The 22,850-nt window shown below is 74.7% G+C and carries 26 protein-coding genes, 1 tRNA gene and 1 riboswitch; of the genes, 10 read left to right on the top strand and 17 right to left on the bottom strand.

What is annotated here, in order from left to right:
* The first annotated feature begins 4 nt into the window (after positions 1–4).
* Positions 5–283: an acylphosphatase gene (locus tag ACQP60_RS05640; RefSeq protein WP_429729224.1), complete on the top strand. Its 279-nt coding sequence runs from the start codon at positions 5–7 to the stop codon at positions 281–283.
* A 7-nt stretch (positions 284–290) separates the two neighbouring features.
* On the opposite strand, the gene ACQP60_RS05635 is transcribed toward ACQP60_RS05640, so the two are convergent.
* A complete protein-coding gene (locus ACQP60_RS05635) occupies positions 291–1,019 on the bottom strand; it encodes a class I SAM-dependent methyltransferase (protein WP_429729222.1) in 729 nt (242 codons plus the stop codon).
* A 109-nt stretch (positions 1,020–1,128) separates the two neighbouring features.
* On the opposite strand from ACQP60_RS05635, the gene ACQP60_RS05630 reads away from it, so the two are divergent.
* Both ACQP60_RS05630 and ACQP60_RS05625 read left to right on the top strand, forming a co-directional pair.
* Positions 1,129–1,869 (top strand): class E sortase, encoded by a 741-nt coding sequence (locus ACQP60_RS05630; RefSeq protein ID WP_429729220.1) that lies wholly within the window; start codon positions 1,129–1,131, stop codon positions 1,867–1,869.
* Positions 1,870–1,882: 13 nt separating this feature from the next.
* Positions 1,883–2,044, top strand: coding sequence for a hypothetical protein (locus ACQP60_RS05625; RefSeq protein ID WP_429729218.1), 162 nt, complete (start codon positions 1,883–1,885; stop codon positions 2,042–2,044).
* Between the two features lie 19 nt (positions 2,045–2,063).
* On the opposite strand, the gene ACQP60_RS05620 is transcribed toward ACQP60_RS05625, so the two are convergent.
* A complete protein-coding gene (locus tag ACQP60_RS05620; protein ID WP_429729216.1) occupies positions 2,064–3,053 on the bottom strand; it encodes a LacI family DNA-binding transcriptional regulator in 990 nt (329 codons plus the stop codon).
* Between the two features lie 29 nt (positions 3,054–3,082).
* Here ACQP60_RS05620 and ACQP60_RS05615 point away from each other — a divergent pair, with 29 nt between their 5' ends.
* On the top strand, positions 3,083–3,952 hold the full coding sequence (locus ACQP60_RS05615) for an LLM class F420-dependent oxidoreductase (RefSeq protein WP_429729214.1): 870 nt from the start codon (positions 3,083–3,085) through the stop codon (positions 3,950–3,952).
* A 26-nt stretch (positions 3,953–3,978) separates the two neighbouring features.
* Here ACQP60_RS05615 and ACQP60_RS05610 read toward each other — a convergent pair whose 3' ends face one another.
* Positions 3,979–5,778, bottom strand: coding sequence for an ABC transporter ATP-binding protein (locus tag ACQP60_RS05610; RefSeq protein ID WP_429729212.1), 1,800 nt, complete (start codon positions 5,776–5,778; stop codon positions 3,979–3,981).
* 121 nt (positions 5,779–5,899) lie between these two features.
* On the opposite strand from ACQP60_RS05610, the gene ACQP60_RS05605 reads away from it, so the two are divergent.
* Positions 5,900–6,319: a ScoMcrA-related endonuclease gene (locus tag ACQP60_RS05605; RefSeq protein WP_429729210.1), complete on the top strand. Its 420-nt coding sequence runs from the start codon at positions 5,900–5,902 to the stop codon at positions 6,317–6,319.
* A 74-nt stretch (positions 6,320–6,393) separates the two neighbouring features.
* A complete protein-coding gene (locus ACQP60_RS05600) occupies positions 6,394–7,002 on the top strand; it encodes a class I SAM-dependent methyltransferase (RefSeq protein WP_429729208.1) in 609 nt (202 codons plus the stop codon).
* Between the two features lie 2 nt (positions 7,003–7,004).
* Here ACQP60_RS05600 and ACQP60_RS05595 read toward each other — a convergent pair whose 3' ends face one another.
* Positions 7,005–7,388 carry a VOC family protein gene (locus ACQP60_RS05595; protein ID WP_429729206.1) on the bottom strand — a complete coding sequence of 128 codons (384 nt, stop codon included), beginning with the start codon at positions 7,386–7,388 and terminating at the stop codon, positions 7,005–7,007.
* Positions 7,389–7,519: 131 nt separating this feature from the next.
* Between ACQP60_RS05595 and ACQP60_RS05590 the strand changes: the two genes are divergently transcribed.
* Positions 7,520–8,437 (top strand): LysR family transcriptional regulator, encoded by a 918-nt coding sequence (locus tag ACQP60_RS05590; protein ID WP_429729204.1) that lies wholly within the window; start codon positions 7,520–7,522, stop codon positions 8,435–8,437.
* A gap of 27 nt (positions 8,438–8,464) precedes the next feature.
* Here ACQP60_RS05590 and ACQP60_RS05585 read toward each other — a convergent pair whose 3' ends face one another.
* The 6 genes from ACQP60_RS05585 to ACQP60_RS05560 all read right to left on the bottom strand — a co-directional run bounded on the left by ACQP60_RS05585 (position 8,465) and on the right by ACQP60_RS05560 (position 14,067).
* Positions 8,465–9,667 carry an RNA polymerase sigma factor gene (locus tag ACQP60_RS05585; protein ID WP_429729202.1) on the bottom strand — a complete coding sequence of 401 codons (1,203 nt, stop codon included), beginning with the start codon at positions 9,665–9,667 and terminating at the stop codon, positions 8,465–8,467.
* Positions 9,664–10,077 carry a YciI family protein gene (locus ACQP60_RS05580; RefSeq protein ID WP_429729200.1) on the bottom strand — a complete coding sequence of 138 codons (414 nt, stop codon included), beginning with the start codon at positions 10,075–10,077 and terminating at the stop codon, positions 9,664–9,666. The genes ACQP60_RS05585 and ACQP60_RS05580 overlap by 4 nt, the downstream gene beginning before the upstream one ends.
* 98 nt (positions 10,078–10,175) lie before the next feature.
* Complete coding sequence (locus ACQP60_RS05575) at positions 10,176–10,337, bottom strand: hypothetical protein (protein WP_429730009.1); 162 nt, start codon at positions 10,335–10,337, stop codon at positions 10,176–10,178.
* A 95-nt stretch (positions 10,338–10,432) separates the two neighbouring features.
* A complete protein-coding gene (locus tag ACQP60_RS05570) occupies positions 10,433–10,708 on the bottom strand; it encodes a metal-sensitive transcriptional regulator (RefSeq protein ID WP_429729198.1) in 276 nt (91 codons plus the stop codon).
* Between the two features lie 78 nt (positions 10,709–10,786).
* Entirely contained in the window at positions 10,787–12,523 is a 1,737-nt protein-coding gene (locus tag ACQP60_RS05565; RefSeq protein WP_429729196.1) for an FAD-dependent oxidoreductase, read from the bottom strand.
* 68 nt (positions 12,524–12,591) lie between these two features.
* Complete coding sequence (locus ACQP60_RS05560; protein ID WP_429729195.1) at positions 12,592–14,067, bottom strand: MFS transporter; 1,476 nt, start codon at positions 14,065–14,067, stop codon at positions 12,592–12,594.
* A 120-nt stretch (positions 14,068–14,187) separates the two neighbouring features.
* On the opposite strand from ACQP60_RS05560, the gene ACQP60_RS05555 reads away from it, so the two are divergent.
* Positions 14,188–14,808 carry a TetR/AcrR family transcriptional regulator gene (locus ACQP60_RS05555; RefSeq protein ID WP_429729194.1) on the top strand — a complete coding sequence of 207 codons (621 nt, stop codon included), beginning with the start codon at positions 14,188–14,190 and terminating at the stop codon, positions 14,806–14,808.
* A 51-nt stretch (positions 14,809–14,859) separates the two neighbouring features.
* Here ACQP60_RS05555 and ACQP60_RS05550 read toward each other — a convergent pair whose 3' ends face one another.
* Both ACQP60_RS05550 and ACQP60_RS05545 read right to left on the bottom strand, forming a co-directional pair.
* Positions 14,860–15,957, bottom strand: a complete 1,098-nt coding sequence (locus ACQP60_RS05550) for a Gfo/Idh/MocA family protein (protein ID WP_429729192.1) — start codon at positions 15,955–15,957, stop codon at positions 14,860–14,862.
* Positions 15,954–16,754: a sugar phosphate isomerase/epimerase family protein gene (locus ACQP60_RS05545; protein WP_429729191.1), complete on the bottom strand. Its 801-nt coding sequence runs from the start codon at positions 16,752–16,754 to the stop codon at positions 15,954–15,956. The genes ACQP60_RS05550 and ACQP60_RS05545 overlap by 4 nt, the downstream gene beginning before the upstream one ends.
* 204 nt (positions 16,755–16,958) lie before the next feature.
* Here ACQP60_RS05545 and ACQP60_RS05540 point away from each other — a divergent pair, with 204 nt between their 5' ends.
* Together ACQP60_RS05540 and ACQP60_RS05535 are read left to right on the top strand one after the other, a co-directional pair.
* On the top strand, positions 16,959–17,597 hold the full coding sequence (locus ACQP60_RS05540) for a dihydrofolate reductase family protein (RefSeq protein ID WP_429729189.1): 639 nt from the start codon (positions 16,959–16,961) through the stop codon (positions 17,595–17,597).
* Between the two features lie 269 nt (positions 17,598–17,866).
* Positions 17,867–18,691, top strand: a complete 825-nt coding sequence (locus ACQP60_RS05535; RefSeq protein ID WP_429729187.1) for a hypothetical protein — start codon at positions 17,867–17,869, stop codon at positions 18,689–18,691.
* A 134-nt stretch (positions 18,692–18,825) separates the two neighbouring features.
* Here the strand turns inward: ACQP60_RS05535 and ACQP60_RS05530 are convergent.
* The 5 genes from ACQP60_RS05530 to ribD form a co-directional block, all read right to left on the bottom strand.
* Positions 18,826–18,899 (bottom strand) — tRNA-Pro (locus ACQP60_RS05530).
* 51 nt (positions 18,900–18,950) lie between these two features.
* Positions 18,951–19,478 (bottom strand): 6,7-dimethyl-8-ribityllumazine synthase, encoded by a 528-nt coding sequence (gene ribH / locus ACQP60_RS05525; RefSeq protein WP_429729185.1) that lies wholly within the window; start codon positions 19,476–19,478, stop codon positions 18,951–18,953.
* Complete coding sequence (locus ACQP60_RS05520) at positions 19,475–20,845, bottom strand: bifunctional 3,4-dihydroxy-2-butanone-4-phosphate synthase/GTP cyclohydrolase II (RefSeq protein ID WP_429729183.1); 1,371 nt, start codon at positions 20,843–20,845, stop codon at positions 19,475–19,477. Before ACQP60_RS05520 ends, ribH begins: the two co-directional genes overlap by 4 nt.
* A complete protein-coding gene (locus ACQP60_RS05515) occupies positions 20,842–21,456 on the bottom strand; it encodes a riboflavin synthase (RefSeq protein WP_429729181.1) in 615 nt (204 codons plus the stop codon). The genes ACQP60_RS05520 and ACQP60_RS05515 overlap by 4 nt, the downstream gene beginning before the upstream one ends.
* Before the next feature lie 3 nt (positions 21,457–21,459).
* Complete coding sequence (gene ribD, locus ACQP60_RS05510) at positions 21,460–22,527, bottom strand: bifunctional diaminohydroxyphosphoribosylaminopyrimidine deaminase/5-amino-6-(5-phosphoribosylamino)uracil reductase RibD (RefSeq protein ID WP_429729179.1); 1,068 nt, start codon at positions 22,525–22,527, stop codon at positions 21,460–21,462.
* A 142-nt stretch (positions 22,528–22,669) separates the two neighbouring features.
* Positions 22,670–22,799, bottom strand: a riboswitch (FMN riboswitch).
* Positions 22,800–22,850 lie beyond the last annotated feature (51 nt).

The raw sequence follows: 22,850 nt of genomic DNA, 5'->3' as shown, positions 1-22,850 counted from the left end.
GCGGATGACCAGCACGGTGCGGAGGCGGGTGCGGGTCCACGGCCGCGTGCAGGGCGTCGGGTTCCGCTGGTCGACCCGTGAGGCGGCGCGCCGCGCGGGCGTGGGCGGCGTCGTGCGCAACCTCCCGGACGGCACCGTCGAGGCCGAGGTCGAGGGCACGCCCGACGCGGTGGACGCGATGCTCGCGTTCCTGCGCGAGGGGCCGCCCGCGGCGCTCGTCACGGGCGTGGACGTCGAGGAGGTCCCGCCGGTCGGCGAGACGGCCTTCGACGTCAGCGGCTGACCCTCCGTCAGCGGCCGACGCCTGGGCCCGGTGCGCGCGCGGCCACGTGCTCGACGACGCCGGCGCGCGTGCGCCCGTGGTCCTCGACCGCGAGGCCCCGCTCGAGCACCCATCGCATCGGCCGCCGCCGGAAGTGCTCGCCCGCGAGCGGCACGCTCACGACGTCCGCGAGAGCCTGCAGCGCCCGGAGAGGCCAGGCGGTGGACGCCACGTGGTCGGCCAGCAGGAGCAGCCCGCCCGGGCGCAGCACGCGCGTCATCTCCGCCAGGGCCGCCCGCTCGTCGGCGATCCCGCACAGCGAGAACGTGCACACGACCGTGTCGAACGAGGCGTCGGGCAGGTCGAGCGCCTGGGCGTCGCCGACGCGCAGGTCGGTGTCGGGGTCGAGCGCGAGGCCCAGCCGGGCGGCGCGGCGCCGTGCGACGTCGAGCATGCCCGCGCTCTGGTCGACGCCCACGAGGCCGCCGGGTGCCGAGCCGTCCGCCGCCCGTCGCGTGACCGCGGCCGGGTAGTGCTCGAGGTTCAGCCCTGTGCCGACCGCCACCTCGAGGGTGCGGCCCTCGGCCAGCGCGCAGACCCGCTGGCGCAGGCCGGGGAACATCCGCCGCTCGGCGGCCGTGAACGCCCGGTCGTACCCCGCCGACTCGCGGTCCCACCGCCGGCGGAGCCGCGCCGCCCTCCCGCGGTCCGTCTGACCGTCCTCGCGTCTCCGCCGCGCACCGTCGTCGCTGGTCATCGCCCCAGGCTCCCACGGCCGTGCCCGACGGCGACAGTGGCGGGACAGAGGCGGGGGCAGAGCCGCGACAGGGCCGCAGCGGGGCCGCGGACCACGTAGCATCGCGCACGTGACGAGTCCTACCCACGCCCGACCCGCCCGACGCCGTGGCGTCGGCAGCGCGGTGGTGGGCGGCGTCGGCGAGATCCTCATCACCCTCGGGGTGGTGCTGGGGCTGTTCGTCGTGTGGCAGCTGTGGTGGACGTCCGTCGAGGCCACGGCGCAGGCGCAGCAGGTGATGCAGGAGTTCGAGGCCACGTTGCCGCCTGCCAACCCCGAGCCGGCCGAGCTGCGCACCGACGACCCGCCCGTGCCCGACCCCGTCGGCTACGGCGAGACGATCGGCACGCTCATCGTGCCCGCGTGGTACGGCCTGACGAACAACGCGATGCCGATCGCCGAGGGCACGGGGATGGACGTCCTCGACCGGGCGATGGCGGGCCACTACGAGACGTCGCAGCAGGTGGGCGACGTGGGCAACTTCGCGCTCGCCGGGCACCGGCGCACGCACGGCAACTCGTTCCGGCACGTCGACGAGCTGGAGAAGGGCGACCAGATCATCGTCGAGACGGCGACGACCTGGTACGTCTACGAGGTCACGGACCACGAGATCGTCACGCCCGACCAGGTGGACGTCGTCGCGCCCGTGCCCCACCACCCCGACGAGAAGCCCACCGAGCGGCTGCTGACGCTCACCACCTGCCACTCGCTCACCCTGGGCGAGTACGGCAACGACCACCGCTGGATCACGTACGCGGCCTTCGTCGGCTGGATGGACCGCGCCGACGGCACGCCCGAGCAGGTCCGCTGAGGAAGGAGACGACATGTACGCGTGGATCTTCCGTCACCTGCCGGGCAACGTGTTCTGGCGGGTGCTGCAGTCGCTGGTGCTGGTCGCCGCCGTCGTGGCGGCCCTGTTCCTGTGGGTGTTCCCCGCGATCGCCCCGTACCTGACGCTGCTGGAGGGCGACCCCGCGGTCGGGTGAGCCCGCCCGCGGGCCGGCCTCAGGTGCTCGCGCGCACCACCAGCTCCGGGTCGAACAGCACCTCCTCCGGTGCGGAGGCCGGGTCGTCGATCTCCCGCAGCAGGATCTCGGCGGCTGTGGTCCCGATGGCGTCGGCGGGCTGGCGCACCGTGGTCAGCGGGACGGCGCCGGTGGTCGCGAACGGGATGTCGTCGTAGCCGACGAGCGCGACGTCGTCCGGCACCCGCACGCCGCCGTCGAGCAGGGCGCGCACGAGACCGAGGGCGTGCATGTCGTTGCCCGCCAGGACGGCGTCCGGCCGCTCGCCGGGGGGTGCCGCGGCGATCCGACGGCCCACCTCGGCGCCCTCGGCCATGCCCAGGTCGTCCGAGTGCACGACCTGGAGCGTCGCCCCCGCGGTGCCGTCCACGACCTCCTGCATCCCGGCGAGCCGGCGGCGCACCTGCTGCACGCGGGCCCGGCCGGTCGCCGCGAGCAGGCGACGCCGTCCGCCGTCCACCAGGTGCTGCGCGGCGAGCCGGCCGCCCTCCCGGTGCCGCAGCGACACGGTCGACAGCCGCCCGGCCGGGTCCTGCTGGTCGACCACGACGACGGGGCTGCCGCGGTCCTTGCGCGCGGTCAGCGCGGCCATCTGCGCGTCGTGCGGGGCCACCACCATGCCGTCGAAGCGCAGCTGCTCGAACAGGGCGACGAGGCGCTCCTGCTGCTCGGGCGACTCGTGGGTGCTGCCCGTGACGAGGGTGAGGTCCGCGCCGGCGACCACGCGCTCGACGGCGGTCACGACGTCCGCGAAGAACGGGTTGGACGCGTTGATCACCGACACGCCGACGATGCCGGAGCGCTGCCAGCGCAGCTGCCGCGCGGACAGGCTCGGCACGAACCCGAGCTGCTCCACGGCGGCCCGGATGCGCGCCGTCGTCGCCGGAGCCACCTTCTCGGGGCGGTTGAGGTAGTTGGAGACGGTCGCCGCGGACACGCCGACGTGCCGCGCGACGTCGTGGATGGTCACCACCGGTGCCCACCCGCCAGGATGGACGGATGGACACGCGACCGGCCCACGCCCCGCTGCGCTTCGGGGTCAAGCTCACGCAGGACGCCCCCGTCGGCACGTTCCGCCAGGTCTGGCAGACCGCCGACGAGGCCGGGTTCGACCACGTGTGGGTGATGGATCATCTCGCCTCCCTGGGCGCGGACGACGACCGTCCGATCTTCGACGCGTGGGCCATGCAGGCGGCGATGGCGGTGGCCACCTCGCGGGTGCGGATCGGCTGCATGGTGTCGGGCAACTCCTACCGGCACCCGGTGATGCTGGCCAAGCTGGCCACCACCGTCGACCACCTGTCGGGGGGCCGCCTGGAGCTCGGGATCGGCGCCGGCTGGAACGAGCACGAGCACACCATGTACGGGCTCGACCTCGGCACCGTGCGGGAGCGCATGGACCGCCTGGAGGAGTCGCTGCAGATCCTCACCTCGCTCTGGACGCGGCCGCGCACCACGTTCGGCGGCGCGCACTACCGGCTGGTGGACGCGGTCGCGGAGCCCAAGCCCGTGCAGCGCCCGCACCCGCCGATCTGGGTGGGCGGCTCCGGGCCCCGGCGCACCCTGCGCCTGGTGGCGCGGTACGCGGACGCGTGGAACGACACGTCCAGCACGCCGGAGGAGGTCGCCGCGCTGGGCGACGTCCTCGAAAGGCACTGCGCCGACGTCGGGCGCGACCCCGCCGAGATCCGGCGCACGGTGCAGCTGCGGCTGCGCGAGCACCCGCTCGCCGAGCTCCCGGGGCTCGTCGAGCGGTACGCCGCGGCGGGTGTCACCGAGTTCGTGGTGGTGCTGTCCTCCGGCGAGCACGCCCTGCGCGAGCTCGACGACGTCACCGCCGCCCTGCCCGCCCTGCGCGCCGCCGCCTGAGCCTCCCGGCACGCCATCGCCCGGCACTACGCCGCCCCCGCCTGCGCGGCGTGCAGCGCGGCGTACCGGGCTCCGCGGCGCATCAGCTCGTCGTGGCTGCCGACCTCGACCACGCGGCCGTGCTCGAGCACGACGATGCGGTCCGCCGCGCGCACCGTCGAGAGACGGTGCGCCACGACGAGGGTCGTGCGGTCGCGCATGAGCCGGTCGAGGGCGTCGCGCACGACACCCTCCGCCTCCGGGTCCAGGGCGCTGGTGGCCTCGTCGAGGAAGAGGATGCGCGGGTCGCGCACCAGCGCGCGGGCGATCGCGATGCGTTGGCGCTGGCCGCCGGACAGCCGGGCGCCGCGCTGCCCGACGACCGTGTCCCAGCCGTCCGGGAGGGCGTCGACGAACTCCAGCGCGTTGGCGTCGCGCAGGGCGGCGCGCACGCGGGCGTCGGTCGCTGCCGGGTCCTCGCCGGCGGTGTCCAGCCCGTACGCGACGTTCTCCCGGATCGTGCCCTCGAAGAGCACCGACTCCTGCGGCACGACCGACACCCACCGCCGCACCGTGCGCAGGTCGAGCGCGGCCATGTCCGCGCCGTCGAGCAGGAGGCGTCCCGACGTGGGCCGCACGAAACCGAGCACGAGGTTGAGGAGCGTGGACTTGCCGGACCCGGACGGCCCCACGAAGGCGACCGTCTCCCCCTCCCGGACCTCGAGGTCGACGTCGTGCAGCGCGTCCTCGGTGGCGTCCGGGTACCGGTGCGAGACGTGCTCGAGCCGCAGGTGCCCGCGCACGCCGTCGACCTGGCGACGTCCCTCGTTGCGCTCCAGGTCGGGCTCGGCGAGCACCTCCGCGATCGACCGCACCGACTCGACGCCCCGCGCCGTGACGGGCACCAGGTTGAGCACCTGGGTCAGGCCCTGGGTGAGGAGTCCGAAGTACGTGGACAGCAGCACCACCTCGCCGGGAGTGACGGCGATGATCCCGGTGAGGGAGACGACCGCGGCCAGGACCAGGCAGCACACCCCGAGCAGCTGCATCGCGACCCACGAGACGGACGCGACGCGCCCGTTGAGCAGGTCGAGGCGCAGCGCCGCCCGACGGACCTCGTCCGCGCCGTCCGCCACCCGCGAGACCGCCGTGCGCTCCAGGCCGTGGGCGCGCGTCACCGGGATGAGCGAGGCCATCTCCCCGACCCGCGACGAGAACCCCTCGATCTCCCGGCGGAACTCCTCGTTGCGGGCCTGGGAGCGGCGCGACATCGTGCGCCGGATCAGCAGCGCCGTCGGGATGGCCAGGGCGTACACCGGCAGGAACTCGGGCACCTTGAGTGCCGTCATCGTCACCGCGCCGACCATCACCATGGTAGCCGACAGCAGCGGGTGCGTGACCTGCTGCAGCATCAGCTCGACGTTCTCGACGTCGCGCACCACCTTGCTCTGCACGACGGCGGAGCTGGCGCGCGTGTGGTAGCCGATGGACAGCGCCTGGAGGCGCTCGACCAACGCGTTGCGCAGGGCGGCTCCGGTGCCGCGCACCACGGTCATGAAGTGGCGCGTGTACACGAGGTGGTTCGGGTAGTTCTGCGCCAGCAGGACCACCGCGACCGCGAACCACACCAGCACGGAGGTGACCGGGCCGCCGTCGGCCACGATGTCGATCACGGCGCCGGTGATCACGGGCAGGAACCACAGCGGCGTCTCCTTGACCGCGAACGCGGTCAGGGCCGCGGTCATGCGGCGCGGCTGGGTGCCGAGCAGGCGCAGCAGCGACCGCACCGGCCGCTGGCCGTCGAGCAGGGGTTGGTCGGACGTGCTGGCAAGGGCTTTCCGGCGCACGAATCGATTCTAGACAGGACGGCGCACCGGTCGCGGGTGCGGTCCTCGCCACAGTCGGGCCCAGACGGTCGGAGGGCGCCCGCGCCGCGACTAATCTGATGCCGTGGCTACCTTCTCGAGCGTGACGCGCCAGCACATCCTCCGGGCGATCGAGGAGCACGACGACCGCGGTCCCGACGCCTTCGTCGGCGTCTACGGGTTCACGCCGACGCCGGGTCACACCTTCGTCCACGAGGAGCGCACCTACGACTCGAAGGCCGTGCTCGGCGTCGCCCACAAGTACGCCACCGGCGTCCCGGCCCGCGCCGAGGACCTCGTCGACGCCAAGTGCGACGACGCCGCCATCCTGCGCAAGCACGGCTTCGTAGCCACCGCCCCGGCGTCGGCTACGCCGGCCCCGGCCCGCGCCAAGGCCGCCCCGCGCCGCAAGGCCGCGAGCGCCCCGGCCCGCAAGCCCGCCGCCCCGGAGCCCGAGCTCGCGATCTGCCCCACCTGCTTCACCGCGCTGCCCGCCACCGGCATCTGCGACGACTGCGGCTGAGCACCGCGCGCCGGCCCGCGGCACGCGAGGACGCGGGAGCGCGGGCGTGGGGCCGTCGTGCTGGACTGGGCCGCATGACCAACTACGCCCGCATGTACCGCCTCGGCGTCACTCCCTGGGAGGGGTACGCCGAGGCGGCGGCGCCGAGCGTCGCCGCGGTGCTGGACCGGGAGGAGGCAGGCCGCACTCCCCCGCTGGGCCGGGCGCTGGACCTCGGCTGCGGGCGCGGCCAGTACACGCCCGAGCTGACCCGCCGGGGGTGGGACGCGGTCGGCATCGACCTCGTGCCCCGGGCGATCGAGGAGGCGCGCCGTCGCGACCCGGCCGGCACCTACGTCGTCGGCGACGTCACGGACCTGCCCGGCGCCCGGCTCGGGGCCTTCGACCTGTTCCTCGACGTGGGGTGCTTCCAGGGTCTCGCCCCCGCGCAGCGGGGCGCCGAGGCGCGCGGCGTGACCGCCCTCGCGCGCCCCGGCGCGACCGTGCTCATGCTCGCGTTCGGGCCGTCCCGGTGGCGGCGCCTGGTCGAGGGCGTCTCCGAGGAGGAGATCACCGGGGCGTTCGACGCGTGGCACCTGCTCGACGTGCGCGACGCGGACACCGCAGGCCTCGGGTTCCCGATGAACCGCACGTCGCCGCGCTGGTACCGGCTCGGCCTGCGCAGGCCGTCAGACGACGGCTGAGGTCAGGGCGCCACGACCTTCCACAGGTGGCCGTCCGGGTCCGCGAAGTACCCGAAGTAGCCGCCCCACTGCGCCGCCGACGCGGGCCGGGCGATCGCGCCGCCCGCCTGCTCGGCCCGCTTGAGGAACGCGTCGACCGCGGACGCGTCGGCGGCGTAGAGGTTGAGGGTCACGCCGGCGAACCCGCTGCCGCCGGGGTCCACCCCGGCGTCGTGGGCCAGCGCCCGCCGGGGGTACAGCGTGAGCGCCGAGCCCCCGTCGAGACGGAACGCGACGAACTGGGCCTGCTCCTGCTCGACGGCGCAGCCCAGCCCGTCCGCGTAGAACGCGCGCGAACGTGCCAGGTCCTCGACGGCGAGGGTGACGGCGTTGATGGTGAGCTCCATGAGGACTCCTCGGTCCGATCCGGACGGGGACCGGGCGGTCCCCGTCCTCACGGTCGGGCGACTCGTGGGGTCCATCAAGGGCCGATGCGGTACCGTCCGATCACGCGGGGGTTATCGGACGAGGTCGTGCGATGGAGCTGCGGGACATCGAGATCTTCCTGACGCTGGCCGACGAGCTGCACTTCGGCCGCACCGCGGAGCGCCTCCACGTCTCCCAGGCCCGGGTGAGCCAGGCGATCAAGGCCCAGGAGCGGCAGATCGGCGGCGCCCTGTTCGAGAGGACGAGCCGCCGGGTGCGCCTCACCCCGCTCGGCGCGCAGCTCCGCGACGAGCTGCGGGTGGGGTACGACGCGATCCAGGACGGCCTCGCGCACGCGAGCGCGGTCGCGGAGGGTGCCGTCGGCGAGCTCCGCCTCGGCGTGATGGGCAACGACGCGTTCCAGTTCTTCGGGGTGCTCGACCGGTTCACGGCTGACAACCCGGGCTGCTCGGTGTCCCTGCGCGAGACGCACTTCAGCGACGCCTTCGCCGCGCTGCGCCGCGAGGACTTCGACGCCCTGGCGGCCTGGCGCCCGGTGCGGGAGCCCGACCTGGTCGAGGGGCCGCCGCTCTTCCGGTCCGGCAGGGTCCTGGTGGTCTGGGCCGACCACGAGCTCGCGGGGCGCTCGGGGGTGCTGCTGGAGGACCTCCCGGACCACCTGCTGGTCGACCCGCCGGCCACCCCCGGGTACTGGATCGACGCGATGCTCCCGCGACGCACGCCGAGCGGCCGCCCGATCCCGCGCCGTGGGCCCCGCCCGTCCACGTTCCACGAGGTGCTCGGGCTGGTGGCCAGCCGGCGGTGCGTCACCCTCGCCGGCGCCCAGGCGGCGCTCTACGGCGCGCACCCGGGCGTGGCCTTCGTCCCGGTCGTCGACGCGCCGCTGCTCACCTGGGTGCTGACCTGGCGGGCGCAGGCCGAGACTCCCCTGGTGCGGGCGCTGGCCCGCGCGGCGCGCGACGTCCTCCCGCCCGCCGACGAGGGCCGGGCCGGCAGCCGACCGCGCTGAGGGCCCGCGAGCGCTCCGCCGCGGCCGTCAGCCCGCCTCCTGCCGCACGCGGGCGGCCTGCTTCGTGAGGTGCGTGCGCTCGGCGGTGCTCGTGGCCGCGTCGGCCGCCACGGCGTAGCGCCGCGCCGCCTCCGCGAGGTCGCCGGCCCGCTCGTGCAGGTAGGCGGCCGCGGCGTCGCGGCGCGGGACCTCGGGCGGCAGACCTTCCACGAGGCGGAGGCCGGCGAGCGGCCCGTCGACGTGCCCGACGGCGACGGCCCGGTTGAGCGCCACCACCGGGTTCCCGGCGTCGAGCCGCGCCAGCTCGTCGTACCACTCGAGGATCTGCACCCAGTCCGTCTCGTCCGGCGACGCCGCGTCGTCGTGCAGGGCCGCGATCGCCGCCTGCACCTGGTACGGCCCGAGGCAGTCCCGCGCGAGGGCGCCCTGGAGCAGGGCGACGCCCTCCGCGATCGCCGCGGTGTCCCAGAGCGAGCGGTCCTGCCGGTCGAGGGGCACCAGCTCCCCCGCCGCGGTGGTGCGGGCCTCCCGGCGGGCGTGGTGCAGCAGGAGCAGGGCCAGCAAACCCGCCGCCTCCGCGTCGTCCGGCACGGCGGCGACGAGCTGACGCGCCAGCCGGATCGCCTCGGCCGCGAGGTCGACGCCGTCGGGCCGGCCCGACGGTCCGCCCGTGAAGCCCTCGTTGAAGATCAGGTAGAGCACGCGCAGCACGGCGCGCACGTCGCCGGGCTCCCCGAACCGCTCCCGGGCCACCGTCCTCTTCGCGCGCGAGATCCGCTGCGCCATCGTCGCCTCCGGCACGAGGAAGGCGCGGGCGACCTCCGCCGTCGTCAGCCCGCCGACCGCGCGCAGGGTGAGCGCCACCGCCGACGCCGGGGAGAGCGCGGGGTGGCAGCACCGGCTCAGCAGCAGCAGCGTGTCGTCCGCCTGCTCCGTGGGGCCCGACGGCGGCTCGAGGGTCACGCGGATCTCGCGCTGCGCGCGCGCCGACTCCGAGCGCCGCGCGTCGACGAACTTGCGCCACGCCACCGTGACCAGCCACCCCTTAGGGTCGGACGGCGCGCCGCCCGGCGCGTCCCAGCGGCGGACCGCCTCGAGCAGAGCCTCCTGGACGGCGTCCTCGGCCGCCCCGAACTCGGCGCCCCGGCGGACGAGGACGCCGAGGACCTGGGGGCCCAGGTCTCTCAGCGTCTCGTCCCACGGGTGGTGCCGGCGTGGGGGCTCGCTCACCCCGTGACCTCGGCGTCGTCGGTGAGGAACGGCCGCACCTCGATCCACTCGTGCAGCGGACGCCCACCCGGGCCGGGCGCCGACGACAGGTGCGCCGCCGCCTCGTACGCGCGCTCCTCGGACTCGACGTCGATGGCCATCCACCCGGCGATGAGGTCCTTGGTCTCGGCGAAAGGGCCGTCCGTGACCGGGGCGCGCCCCGCCCCGTCGTACCGGACGAAGGCGCCCCGCGGGGACAGCGCCTGTGCGTCCACGAACTCCCCGCGCGCCTCGAGGTCCTCGATCATGCGGCCCATGAACGCCATGTGCGCGTCGACCTCGTCGGGCGTCCAGCGGTCCATCGGCACGTCCGTGCCGGGCACGGGCTCCGGGTTTCCGCGGTAGTGCTTCAGCAGCAGGTACTTGGCCATGGCCCCATCCTGTCGTCGCGGGCGGTGCCTGTCACCGCCTCTCGCCCCGGGGACGGAGCCGCCCGCCGGTTCTCGACATCGGCGGGCGGCCGGACCCGTCAGCGGCCGAACAGGCGGGCGAGGAAGCCGCCGCCGCGCTCCGGGGCCGGCTCGTCGTCGTGGCCGGAGCACCACTGGCCGGCGGGGACGGAGCGACGCACGTCGTCGACGTGCTGGCCGCAGCCCTTCCACGTCGTCTTGCCGCAGGTCGTGCAGGTCACGGGGTAGCACACGGTGGGGATCTCCTCGGGTGGTGGTGGGTGATGATGGGTGGTGGTGAGGGCTTGGTGCCGGGGTCGCGCGGCCCGGGGCCGGCTCAGGCCAGGGTGAGGAAGAGCTTCTCCAGCTCCTCGGTGGTGAGGCCGTCCTCGCCGGTGCCGGCGTCCGGGTCGGCGAGGCACTCCTTCATCGCGGTCGAGACCACGGCGAAGCCGGCGCGGTCCAGCGCCGCGGAGACCGCGGCCAGCTGGGTGACGACGTCGCGGCAGGAGCGTCCCTCCTCGACGGCCTCGATGACGGCGTTCAGCTGGCCGCGGGCGCGGCGCAGGCGGTTGGCGATGCGGCGCTGGGCGTCGGTGTCGCTGGTGAGCATCGGGTCCTCCGGAGCGGGTCGGTCGGGTCGGGATCAGGTGGCGTGGGGTCAGGCGGTGCCGGGTCAGGTCGTGCCGGGTCAGGCGGCAGCGGCCGCAGGCGTCACGAGGAGCTCGTCGGCACGGTCACCCAGGACGGCGCGCAGGGTGAGCGTCCCGCCGGACAGGGACGCGGAGTCGAACCCCGCCTGCGCCAGGACGCGGTGGGCGATCGCTGAGCGCACGCCCGACGCGCACAGCACCCGTACGGGCCGTCCGGCCGCGGCGGCACGGACCTCGTCGAGGCGCCCGCGCAGCTCCGTGTGCGGGATGAGCACGGCGCCGGGCAGGTGGCCGGTCGCGACCTCCTGCGGGGTGCGGACGTCGAGCACGAGCGCGTCGGCGAGGACGGCGTCCACGTCCTGCGCGTACCAGAGACGCAGGGTGCCGTCGAGCACGTTGGACCCGACCATCCCGGCGAGGTTCACGGCGTCCTTCGCCTGGCCGTAGGGCGGCGCGTACGCGAGGTCGAGGTCGATGAGGTCCTCGACCGACATCCCGGCGCGCAGCGCGGTCGCGAGCACGTCGATGCGCTTGTCGACGCCGTCACGCCCCACGGCCTGGGCGCCGAGGAGGAGCCCGTCGTCCGGGCGCACGTGCAGCACGAGGTGCACCTGGCTGGTACCGGGGAAGTACCCGGCGTGCTGGTTCGGGTGCAGGTGGAGCGTGCGGAACGCGAGCCCGGCAGCGGTCAGCGCGGCCCGGTTGGCCCCCGTGGTGGCCGCGGTCAGCTCGCCGATCCGCACGATCGCCGTGCCCAGGGGCGCAGGCAGGGGGCGGGCCGCACCCGGCCGGACGACGTCGTCGGCGACGAGGCGCCCGGCGCGGTTGGCAGGGCCGGCCAGGGCTACCGGGCGCCGCAGGCCCGTGACGGCGTCGGCCTGCACGACCGCGTCGCCGACCGCCCACACGTCCCGGGCCGAGGTACGGCCGTGCTCGTCGACCACGATCGCGCCGCGCTCGCACTCGATCCCCGCGGCCTCGAAGACCTCGGTGTCCGGGCGCACGCCGACCGAGAGGACGACGACGTCGGCCGGCACCCGCGTGCCGTCGCCCAGCACCACGACGTCCTCGTCCGCGCCGGTCTCGACCACTTCGGCGGCCACCCCGGTCCGCACGGTCACGCCGAGCCGCCGCAGCTCCTGGGTGACGGGGTGCGCGACCTCGTCCTCCAGCGGCGGCAGCACGTGCGGGCCGAGCTCGACGAGCGTGACCTCGAGGCCGGCGGCCGCGAGCGCCTCGGCGGCCTCGACGCCGATGAACCCGGCGCCGAGCACGACGGCGCGGCGCGCGCCGCCCTGCACGCGCTCACGCAGCGTCCGGGCGTCGTCGACGGTGCGCAGCGTGCGCACCCGTGCGGAGTCGAGCCCGTCGATCCGTGGCCGCACGGCGCGGGCGCCCGGCGACAGCACGAGGGCGTCGTACGGCAGCTCGACGACGCCGTCGACGGTGGTCGCGGTGACGACGCGTCGCGCGGTGTCGAGCCCGGTCACGTCGTGGCCGGTGCGGACGTCGAGGGCGAGGGCCGCGCGCAGGGACTCCGGGGTCTGCACGAGGAGGCGCTCCGCGTCGGGGATCTCGCCGCCCACGTGGTACGGCAGGCCGCAGTTCGCGAACGAGACGTGCGCCCCGCGCTCGAGGACCACGATCTCGGCGGCCTCGTCGAGACGCCGGGCGCGCGCGGCGAAGCTCATGCCGCCGGCCACTCCCCCGACGACGACGATGCGACGGCGCGCGGAGCGGGCGCCGGTCTCCGGTGCGGTGCTGGTCTCGGTCATGGCATGACAATACCCCGGGGGGTATCTGAGAACCCAATCGGCTGGTCAGCGGCGTGCGAGCGGTCCGGTCACCTCTCCACGGCCCGGTCGGCGTCCTGCGCGGACAGCGGCGTCGCCACGTCCTCGAGCGATCGCCGCTCGGCGCCCACGCCGAGGAACATCGCCACCACCCCGCCCGCGACCATCAGCGCGGCGCCGATGTAGTAACCCACCGCGATGCCGGAGATGTCCTCCGCCTGGCTGGCGGACTCGATCAGCCGGCCGAACAGCAGCGGCCCGGTGATGCCGCCGACCGCGGTGCCGATCGCGTAGAAGAACGCGATGCACAGCGCCCGGGTCTCCATCGGGAAGACCTCGCTCGCGGTGAGGTACGCGGAGCTCGCCCCCGCCGACGCGACGAAGAAGACCGCCATCCCGAAGAACGTCAGCGTCCACGCCGTGAGGCCGCCGAGCATCAGGCCGGCGACGGCGAGCAGGACCCCGGAGACGATGTACGTCCCGGAGATCATCCGCACCCTCCCGACCTTGTCGAAGAAGGGGCCGAGGACGAGCGCCCCGAGGAAGTTGCTCACCGCGAAGAGCGCGATGTACGCGCCGGTCTGCCCCACCCCGAGGAACGTCTGCAACGTGTCGCCGAACGTGAAGAAGAACGCGTTGTACAGGAACGCCTGGCCCACGAACAGGGCGAGGCACAGCACCGTGCGGCGCGGGTACTCGGCGAACACCGTCCGTGCGACGCGCGCGAGGCTCACGGTGTGCCGCTGCTTCACCGTGAGGCTGCCCTCGGGCTCCGGCAGGTCCACCCCGTCCTGCTCGGCGACCCGCTGCTCGATGCCGGAGACGATCCGCTCGCTGTCGCGCTCGCGCCCGTGGATGAACAGCCACCGCGGGCTCTCCGGCACGTTGCGCCGCACGAACAGCACGCACAGCCCGAGCACCGCGCCGAGGGCGAAGCACAGCCGCCACCCCAGCCAGGCCGGGATCAGCTCCGGGTTCAGCAGCGGGATGGTCAGCAGCGCACCGCCGGCGGCCCCGAGCCAGTACGACCCGTTGATGGCGATGTCGATCCGGCCGCGGTACTTCGCGGGGATCAGCTCGTCGATCGCGGAGTTGACCGCCGCGTACTCGCCGCCGATGCCCAGCCCGGTGACGAACCGCATCGCGAAGTAGTACAGCGGGTTCATCGAGAACGCCGTGAGCACGGTACCGGTGAGGTACACGAGCAGCGTGAGGATGAACAGCCGCTTGCGGCCGAACCGGTCGGTGAGCTGGCCGAAGACCAGGGCGCCCAGGCACGAGCCCGTCACGTAGACGGCGCCCGCGAGCCCGATGTCCGCGCTCGTCAGGCCCAGCCCGGTGTCCCCCTTGAGCGCGTCGGACAGGTTGCCGACGATCGTCACCTCGAGGCCGTCGAGGATCCACACCGTGCCCAGGCCGATCACGATCATCCAGTGCCACCTCGCCCACGGCAGGCGGTCGAGCCGGGCGGGGATGTCGGTGGTGATCGTGCGCAGCGTCGGCGCGCCGTTCTTCGTCGAAGGCATGCTCCGGTGGTACGCCAGGTGCCCGATGCACGCACGGCACCGCCGGGAACGTCGCGCCGGGACGTCGAACCGGGACCTCGAGCGGGGATGTCGAAGCGGAATTGTCGATAGGTTGGCCCGGTGAGCGATACCGGGGGCGCGACGGGCGACGACGCGGCACCCCGGCGAGGCTACGCGAAGGGCGCGGCGCGCCGGGCGCAGATCCTGGACCAGGTGCTCCGGCTGGTCGCGGAGCACGGAGTCGACGCGTCCTCGCTGCGGTCCGTCGCCGACGCGGTCGGCGTCTCGCACGCCACGCTGCGGCACTACTTCCCGTCTCGCGACGACCTCCTGGTGGCGGTCTACCGCGCGCACGAGGGGCAGCGCGACAGCAAGGACGGCCCACCGCCGTCCGCCGTCGGCGGGATGCGCGAGAGCGCCGTCCTCAACCGCGAGGTGCCCGGCCTCGTCCAGCTCTACACGACGCTCGCCGGCGACGCGGCCGGCGAGGGCCACCCGGTGACGCGCGAGTTCTTCCGCGAGCGCTTCGCACGCCTGCGGGCCGAGCTGTCCGACAGGGTCCGCGCCGACCAGGAGGCGGGCCGCATCGACCCCTCCGTGGACGCCGTGGACCTCGCCGCGCTGGCGATCGCCGCGTCCGACGGCATCCAGGTGCAGTGGCTGCTCGACCCCGACGCCGTGGACGGCGCGCGCGTGCTCGAGCTGCTCGAGCGGCTGGTGCCGCCTCCTCCTGCGTCCTGACACGACCAGGGGCCGGGTCCCGCGGGACCCGGCCCCTCGTCACGGGTGGCGTCAGAACGTCGACGCCGCCGGGTCGAAGTCCTCCGCCAGCGGGGGCGGTGCGTCGACCCTGGACGCGACGTCGACCGCCGTCCCCGACTCCGCGGCGTCGCGGATCGCGAGCAGCACGTCGAGCACGTGCAGCGCGACGGCGCCGGACGCCCGCTCGGGCCGACCCTCGCGGATCGCGCGTGCCAGCTCGACGACGCCGGTCCCACGCCCCCAGGTGGAGCCGGTCGCGGCGATCGTCTCGGGCTCGTCCTGCCCGTAGCGCCACAGCGTGGAGTCGCCGTCGAAGACGTTCGGGTCGGGCAGCACGATCGTGCCCGTGGTGCCGTTGATCTCGACGAACCCGGCGCGGGGCAGGGCGTGCTGGAACGAGAACGTCGACTGCGCTGACTGCCCGCCGCGGAACTGGATCAGCGCCGCGTGGTGGGTGGGCACCTCGACGGGGAACGTCGCGCCGGCGCGCGGGCCGGACGCGATGGTCCGCTTGTCGAGCGACTTCGACGACACAGCCTGGACGCGCGACGCCGCGCCGAGCGCGTGCACGAGCGTCGTCACGTAGTACGGGCCCATGTCGAACAGCGGGCCGGCGCCCGTCGCGTACAGGAAGTCGGGGTCCGGGTGCCAGGCCTCCGGGCCGGGCACGTGGAACATCGTCGTCGCCGTCAGCGGCTCGCCGATCTCCCCGCGGGCGATCGCGCGCAGCGCGGACTGGATGCCCGCGCCGAGCACGGTGTCCGGGGCGCACGCGACGCGGAGCCCCTTCGCCTCGGCGGCGGCCAGCAGGGCTGCGGCCGACGCGTGGTCGGTGGCGATCGGCTTCTCGCTCCACACGTGCTTGCCGGCCGCGACGATCTGGTGGCCGACCTCGGCGTGCACGGCCGGGATCGTCAGGTTGACGACGATCTCGATGTCGTCGCGGGCCAGCAGCTCGGCCACCGTGCCCGACGACGGCACGCCGTAGGCCTCGGCCTGCGCGCGCGCCCGGTCGAGCAGCACGTCGGCGACCATCCGGACCTCGACGTCGGCGAACTTCGTGAGGTTCTCGAGGTACTGCGTGGAGATGTTCCCGGCACCGATGATGCCGACGCCCACGCGGCTCACTTGTCGTTCTCCCGCAGCCAGGCGAGCGACGCGGCGACGCCCTCGAAGACGTCGCCGGCGTAGGAGTCGAACTCCACGACGCGGATGGCCTGCGGCGCCGCGGCGAGGATCGACGGCACGTCGACGTCGCCCTGGCCGGCAGGCACCTGGTTCTCGTACGCGGCCTTGAGCGCGGGCGGCACGTCGAGCGCACTCTCGCTGGAGGGAAGCACGGTCGCGATGTCGCCGGAGACCTCGCCGTCCTTGACGTGGATCGCGACGACGCGGTCGCCGAGCGTCTTGAGCACGGCGGGCGCGTCGGCGCCGCCGACCGTGGCCCAGAACGTGTCGACCTCGAGCACGGCCTCGGGGTCGAGGTGCTCGGCGAAAATCTCGAACACCGGGCGCCCGTCGACCTTGTTCGTGAACTCCCACTGGTGGTTGTGGTAGCCGAAGCGCAGGCCATGGCCGGCGGCCCGGACCGTCAGCTCGTTGACGCGGTCGGCGAGCCGCTTCGCGTCGTCCGCCGTCTGCCACCGCTCGGTCGGGACGAACGGGTCGATGACGATCCCGATGCCGAGGCGCGCGGCGGCCTCGAAGACGACGTCGGGCTCGGCGGCGTCGATCACGGCGGCGTGACCGGACGGGGCGGCGAGGCCGGTCGCGGCGAGCGCGCGCTCGAAGTCGCCGACGCGCTCGACGAACGCGTACGGCTCGACGTGCTCGTAGCCGATCTCCCGCACGCGCGCGAGGGCGGCGTCCAGGTCGGCGGCGATGGCATCGCGCAGCGAGTACAGCTGCACGGACGTGATGGGCATCTGAGGGCTCCTTACGCAGGGTCTGCGGTCCGACTTCCGTCGATGCTCGTACAAAAGTGCGCCGCACGACGCCGGAAGCCGAGACGAGCCTACCCCCAAAACCTCACAGTGGAAGGTTTCTGTGCCGATGAGTTTTCCCGGTGCGGCGGGTCCTGCCCCTGAACCGGCCGACCACCCTGGGCCGACGACCCCGCGGAGGACACCATGGGACTCATCCACCTCGAGCTGTTCGCCACCCTCGACCTGGTCGCCCAGGCGCCCGGCGGGCCCGACGAGGACCCGGAGGGCTTCCCGTTCGGCGGCTGGCAGGCCCCGCTGATGGACGAGGTCTCCGGGGAGCAGATCGACGCCGCCTACGCGGAGGGGACGGACGCCCTCCTGCTCGGCCGACGGACCTACGACATCTTCGCGGGCTTCTGGCCGCACCAGAGCGGCGAGGGCCAGGACGGCGCCATCGCCACCCTCTTCAACAGCATCCCGAAGTACGTCGCGTCCCGCGGCACCCCGGACCTCTCCTGGGCGGGCTCCACCCAGCTCGGGCCGGACCTGCCCGCCGCGGTGCGGGAGGTCCGCGATCGGCACGACCACGTCCGCGTCGTCGGCAGCCTCGACCTCGTCCAGACCCTCCTGCACGAGAAGCTGTTCGACCGGATCGACCTCTGGGTCCACCCCATCGTCCTGGGCGTCGGGAAGAAGGTGTTCGACGGCGGCGAGGTGCCCACGAACCTGCGGCTCCTCGAGCCGCCTGCCGCAGGCCCCAGCGGCACCGTGTACCTCCACTACGGCCTCGCCGACGGCGTGCCCGCCACGGGCGACATGGCCGCGCCGGAACGAGGCGTCTGACACGCGCCCACGTTCAGTCCTGCGGCGGGCGCCACATCCACGTGACGCCCACCCGTCGCTTCCTCTTCGCGTCGATGCGCCGCGGCACCGAACCGCGGGTCCGGTCGGGCGGCGGCGCGGCCAGGGCGCAGGCCACCGCTGGCGTCGCCGGGCATCCGACCGGCATGCCCGATGGCCGACGTCCGAACCCCTCTCCCGCCGACGTCTGCGGGCCGCTAGGGTGCGGCCATGCTCATGACCGGCACGGCCGCGCACCGCCGAGCACCGCGATGACCTCGCCGGTCGAGGTCCCCGGGAGAGCCCTCGGCGGCTGGCCCACGGCGATCGGCGTCGGGCTCGTCACCGGCCTGCTCGTGCTCCCGGCCGGGTACTACTCGATCGTCCTCACGTGGACTGCCGGCGGCGCGGGCGTGCTCTTCGTGGCTGCCGTCCTTGCCGGGATCTCGGCCCTGTCCGCCCATCTGGTCGGGCGAGCAGGCGGGCGCGCCAGCATGGGCGCGATCGCGCCGCTCCTGGGATCGGCCTGGTTCCTCCTGCTCCTGGTCGACGGCAGCCTGTGGCACCTGTCGATGCTGCTCAGCGGGCTGCTCGCCGCGACGGTCGCTGCCGCGGGGATGCCCCGCACCCGCAGGGCTGGACGGTGGGGCACGGCCTTGCTCGCCGGGGTGCCGGCGATCGTCGTGGTGGGCAGCACCGTCGTCGACCTCTCGAGCAGCCTGACGGAGCGCGCTGCCGAGTTCGGTCGTCCCTACCTCCTCTCCGGCGACTACGACGAGAGCTACGTCGCGATGGGCTACGGAACCTCGGAGGTGGCGTACGCGATGCCCGACGACGGCGAGCTTCTCGTCGTGTCGGGGGCCGCCCTCGGCGACCCGGTCGTGGACGCCGCGGTGCTCACGCTCGGCGGGTGCGTCGACGAGTCCGACGTCCAGGTCCGCTGCTCCGTCGAGGGAGCGCCCTTCCCGATCACCCTCTACGGCGTCGGAGGCGTGGACGAGGCCGCCCTCGCCGACGCCGTCGGACACCTGCACCCGATGTCGAAGTGGTCGTTCTACTCGAACGCGAAGCGATACCTCGAGGTGTTCCCCGGGTGAGTCGTCCCGGGTTCCGGCCGTTTGAGGGGCGGCCCCCGCCGCCTACACATGCCGTCGTCCGCCGGGAGACGACGAATGGCTCGAACCCGCATGCGCGGATTCGAGCCATTCCGATGTCCTGAGACATCACACGGTCGGGCTGACAGGATTTGAACCTGCGACCCCTTGACCCCCAGTCAAGTGCGCTACCAAGCTGCGCCACAGCCCGTCGACCCCACACGTGGCACCGTGGTGCCACCCCGCAGGGCCGACCGAAATACTACCCCAGGTCGGACACTGCTCCTGCATCGACGCGGGGGCCGCCCACGGGAGCCCTCCGAACCTCACCGAGCACGCGCGCGGTGGCCAGCGCGGCGGCGGCGGCCTCGTAGCCCTTGTCCTCGTGCGAGCCGTCCAGCCCGGCGCGGTCGAGCGCCTGCTGCTCGTCGTCGCACGTCAGGAGCCCGAAACCCACCGGGACGGTGTGGTCGAGGGCCACGCGGTTCAGGCCGTCGGTCGCGGCGGCGCACACGTAGTCGAAGTGCGGGGTGCCGCCGCGGATGACGACCCCCAGGGCGACGACGGCGTCGTACCCGGCCGCCGCGAGCGCCTGCGCGGCGACGGGCAGCTCGAACGAACCGGGCACGCGCACGACCCGCGGCTCGACGACGGCGTGGTCGGCGCAGGCACGCAGCGCGCCGTCGAGCAGGCCGTCCATGACGACCTGGTGCCAGCTCGCCGCGACGACGGCGACACGCAGGTCGGAGCAGTCGACGGGCGCGGCGACGGGCGCGCCGGCGCCGCTCATCGGGCTGCCCCGGCGACGACGGGCGTGGCGGGTCGGGCGGGTGCAGGGTGCATCGGTCCTCCGGTCTCGTGAGGGGTGTCGTGCGGGGTGTCGGTCAGGTGGGGCAGGTCGTGGCCCATACGGTCGCGCTTGGTGCGCAGGTAGCCGAGCGTGCGCGGGTGGGCGGGCAGGGCGAGCGGCAGTCGCTCGACGACGTCCGCTCCCCCGGCGACGAGGCCGTCCACCTTGGCGGGGTTGTTCGTCAGCAGGCGCACGCCGGGGACGCCCAGGTCGCGCAACACGTGCGCGGCGGCGGTGTAGTCGCGAGCGTCGGCCGGCAGGCCCTGGTCGAGGTTGGCGTCGACGGTGTCCCGACCGTCGTCCTGCAGGGCGTACGCGGCGAGCTTGGCGGCCAGGCCGATCCCCCGCCCCTCGTGCCCGCGCAGGTACACGACGACGCCGCGGCCGGCCTCGGCGATCCGGCGCAACGACTCGTCGAGCTGCGGCCCGCAGTCGCACCGCAGGCTGCCGAACGCGTCCCCGGTGAGGCACTCGGAGTGCACCCGCGCCAGCACGGGGCCGCGTGCGGGGTCGGCCAGGGCCTCCAGGGTCCCGGCCACGAGGGCCACGTGCTCGTCGCCCGTGCGCGGGTCCCGGTAGGCGACGGCGGTGAGGTCGCCGTGCCGGGTGGGCAGGGTCGTGACGGCGACACGCTCGACGAGCACCTCGGTGACGCGCCGGTAGGCGACGAGGTCGGCCACGCTGATCAGGGCGAGGCCGTGCTCGACCGCGAACTCTCGCAGCGCGGGCAGCCGCATCATCGTGCCGTCGTCGTGCACCAGCTCGGCGAGGACGCCGGCCTCCCCCCGCCCGGCGAGGCGCGCGAGGTCGACGGCGGCCTCGGTGTGCCCCCGCCGCTCCAGCACGCCGCCGGGGCACGCCCGCAGCGGCAGCACGTGCCCCGGCCGCGCGAGGTCCGCCGGGCCGGTCGCCGGGTCGGCGAGCAGGCGGGCGGTGCGGGCCCGGTCGGCGCCGGAGATGCCCGTGGTGACCCCCGTGGCGGCGTCCACCGTCACCGTGTACGCGGTGCGGTAGGCGTCGTGGTTCGCCTCCACCATGAGGGGCAGGCCCAGCCGGTCGAGCTGCTCGCCCGCCACGCCCACGCACACGAGGCCGCTGGTGTGGCGCACCAGGAAGCCCATGAGCTCCGGCGTCGCCGCGTCGGCGGCCAGGATGAGGTCGCCCTCGTTCTCCCGGTCGGCGTCGTCCGCGACGACGACGGGGCGCCCGGCCGCGACGTCCGCGATCGCCCGCGCGACGCGCTCGACGGTGTCGTTCACCGTACCGCTCGACGTACCGCTCGCCGGGCCGCTCGCCGGGCCGCTCATCGTGCCGCCGCCGTCGCCGCGAGGTGCCGCTCGACGTACTTGCCCAGCACGTCGACCTCGAGGTTGACCCGCTCTCCGACGGCCCGGGTGCCGAGCGTCGTCCGGGCCCGTGTCTCGGGGATGAGGCTCACGGTGAACGCGTCGTCCCGGGCGTCGACGACGGTGAGGCTCACGCCGTCGACGGCGATCGAGCCCTGCGCGACGACGTACCGCGCCAGCTCGGGGCGCAGCGCGACGTCGACGACCTCCCACTGCGTGCCCGGCGTGCGGGCGAGCACGGTCCCGACGCCGTCGACGTGCCCCTGCACGACGTGCCCGCCGAACCGTCCGTCGGCGGCGAGCGCCCGCTCGAGGTTGACCGGGTCGCCAGGCCGCCGCCCGCCGAGGCTCGTGCGTGCCAGGGTCTCGGCCATGAGGTCGGCCGTCCAGGTCGCGCGGCCGCCCTGCTCACCCGTCTCGGCGACGGTGAGGCAGCAGCCGTCGACGGCGATCGAGTCGCCGAGCCGGACGCCGTCGAGCACCCGCTCGGCCGCGACGGTGAGCCGGGCGCCGTCGGCGTGCTCGCGCACGGAGACGACGGTGCCGAGCTCCTCCACGATTCCGGTGAACATGGGTCAGCGCTCCTTCCGCGGCCGCAGGGCGAGCCGCACGGTGGGGGTGTCGGTGGGGTCGTCGGGGTCCCGGGGCAGGACGGCGACGTCGAGCAGGTCGAGGCGCGCGGCGTCCGCGATGGTGCCGATGCCCAGGTCGGCGACCGCGGGGGCGCCGACGCCCAGCAGCACCGGGGCGACGTAGGCGACGACGTCGTCGACGAGCCCGGCGCGCCAGAAGGCGGCGGCGAGGGCGGGCCCGCCCTCGAGCAGCACGTGCCGGTGCTCGCGGTACCAGAGCAGGTCGAGCACCTCGTGCGGGTCGTGGGTGCGCAGGTGCATCACCGCCTCGCCGGCCGCCGCGGCCCGCGCGAGCCGTGACGACGCGGGCAGGTCGCGCAGCCCGACGACGACCCGGTCCGGCTGCTGGCCGGTCAGCGGGGCGTGCCGCACGGTGAGGTCGGGGTCGTCGGCGAGCGCGGTGCCGGTCCCGACGACGACGGCGTCCGCACCGGCCCGCAAGCGGTGCACGTCGTGCCGTGCAGCCCGCCCGGTGATCCAGCGCGAGGTGCCGTCCGCGGCCGCGGAGCGCCCGTCGAGCGTGCTCGCGACCTTCCAGGTGACGACGGGACGGCCGAGCTCCAGCGCGCGCGTCCAGGTGGCGTTGAGCGCGCGCGCCTCGTCCGCCAGCACGCCGCCGGCGACCTCGACACCGGCCGCACGCAGACGCGCGGCGCCGCCCGACGCCGCGGGGTTGGGGTCGTGCTGGCCGTGGACGACCCGCGCGACCCCCGCGGCCAGCAGCGCGTCGACGCAGGGACCGGTGCGGCCGTGGTGGTTGCAGGGCTCGAGCGTGACGACGGCGGTGGCCCCGCGCGCGGCGCCCGGGCCGCGGGACTCGGTCGCGCGGCGCAGCGCCTCGACCTCGGCGTGGGGGGTGCCCGCGCCGCGGTGGAAGCCCTCGGCGATCGTCGCGCCGTCGGCGTCCAGGAGCACGCACCCGACGCGCGGGTTGGGTCCTCGGGCCGGAACCTGCGCGGCCAGCTCCAGCGCGCGCTGCATCGCGTCGCGCTCTGCCGTGGTGGCACTCATGCGTCCTGCCCCTGTCGTCCGGTCGCGGACCCCGGGGTGCAGGAAGGCGGGGTCGGACGTGCTCACGCGACCGGTCACGGACGGTCGTCACGACGGACGACGCCGGCCGCTGGGGCCGGTGGACGGACCGGACGGGGAGCCGTCGCGTGCGCTTCCCATCCGGACTTTGACCGTCGGTCCAGGAGTTCCACCTGGTCAACCGGTCACAGGCTGTGACCGGGTCGCGGACTATCACCGCCGGCTCGGAATTTCACCGACCCCAGAGCACGCGAGCAATTCGCTCGTCACGGCCGACCGTGCCACGCCGCGTGCCGGAACCGCAA

Origin of the sequence: Isoptericola variabilis (genome assembly GCF_050311655.1) — a bacterium.
Lineage (GTDB): Bacteria > Actinomycetota > Actinomycetes > Actinomycetales > Cellulomonadaceae > Isoptericola > Isoptericola variabilis.
This window is presented reverse-complemented; position numbering and strand designations above follow the sequence as displayed.

Excerpts from the sequence above, each read along its gene's own strand:
- ACQP60_RS05640 (WP_429729224.1), top strand. The coding sequence starts at position 5 with ATGACCAGCACGGTGCGGAGGCGGGTGCGGGTCCACGGCCGCGTGCAG.
- ACQP60_RS05635 (WP_429729222.1), bottom strand. The coding sequence starts at position 1,019 with ATGACCAGCGACGACGGTGCGCGGCGGAGACGCGAGGACGGTCAGACG.
- ACQP60_RS05625 (WP_429729218.1), top strand. The coding sequence starts at position 1,883 with ATGTACGCGTGGATCTTCCGTCACCTGCCGGGCAACGTGTTCTGGCGG.
- ACQP60_RS05615 (WP_429729214.1), top strand. The coding sequence starts at position 3,083 with ATGGACACGCGACCGGCCCACGCCCCGCTGCGCTTCGGGGTCAAGCTC.
- ACQP60_RS05600 (WP_429729208.1), top strand. The coding sequence starts at position 6,394 with ATGACCAACTACGCCCGCATGTACCGCCTCGGCGTCACTCCCTGGGAG.
- ACQP60_RS05595 (WP_429729206.1), bottom strand. The coding sequence starts at position 7,388 with ATGGAGCTCACCATCAACGCCGTCACCCTCGCCGTCGAGGACCTGGCA.
- ACQP60_RS05590 (WP_429729204.1), top strand. The coding sequence starts at position 7,520 with ATGGAGCTGCGGGACATCGAGATCTTCCTGACGCTGGCCGACGAGCTG.
- ACQP60_RS05580 (WP_429729200.1), bottom strand. The coding sequence starts at position 10,077 with ATGGCCAAGTACCTGCTGCTGAAGCACTACCGCGGAAACCCGGAGCCC.
- ACQP60_RS05570 (WP_429729198.1), bottom strand. The coding sequence starts at position 10,708 with ATGCTCACCAGCGACACCGACGCCCAGCGCCGCATCGCCAACCGCCTG.
- ACQP60_RS05565 (WP_429729196.1), bottom strand. The coding sequence starts at position 12,523 with ATGACCGAGACCAGCACCGCACCGGAGACCGGCGCCCGCTCCGCGCGC.
- ACQP60_RS05560 (WP_429729195.1), bottom strand. The coding sequence starts at position 14,067 with ATGCCTTCGACGAAGAACGGCGCGCCGACGCTGCGCACGATCACCACC.
- ACQP60_RS05545 (WP_429729191.1), bottom strand. The coding sequence starts at position 16,754 with ATGCCCATCACGTCCGTGCAGCTGTACTCGCTGCGCGATGCCATCGCC.
- ACQP60_RS05540 (WP_429729189.1), top strand. The coding sequence starts at position 16,959 with ATGGGACTCATCCACCTCGAGCTGTTCGCCACCCTCGACCTGGTCGCC.
- ACQP60_RS05535 (WP_429729187.1), top strand. The coding sequence starts at position 17,867 with ATGACCTCGCCGGTCGAGGTCCCCGGGAGAGCCCTCGGCGGCTGGCCC.
- ribH (WP_429729185.1), bottom strand. The coding sequence starts at position 19,478 with ATGAGCGGCGCCGGCGCGCCCGTCGCCGCGCCCGTCGACTGCTCCGAC.
- ACQP60_RS05520 (WP_429729183.1), bottom strand. The coding sequence starts at position 20,845 with ATGAGCGGCCCGGCGAGCGGCCCGGCGAGCGGTACGTCGAGCGGTACG.
- ACQP60_RS05515 (WP_429729181.1), bottom strand. The coding sequence starts at position 21,456 with ATGTTCACCGGAATCGTGGAGGAGCTCGGCACCGTCGTCTCCGTGCGC.
- ribD (WP_429729179.1), bottom strand. The coding sequence starts at position 22,527 with ATGAGTGCCACCACGGCAGAGCGCGACGCGATGCAGCGCGCGCTGGAG.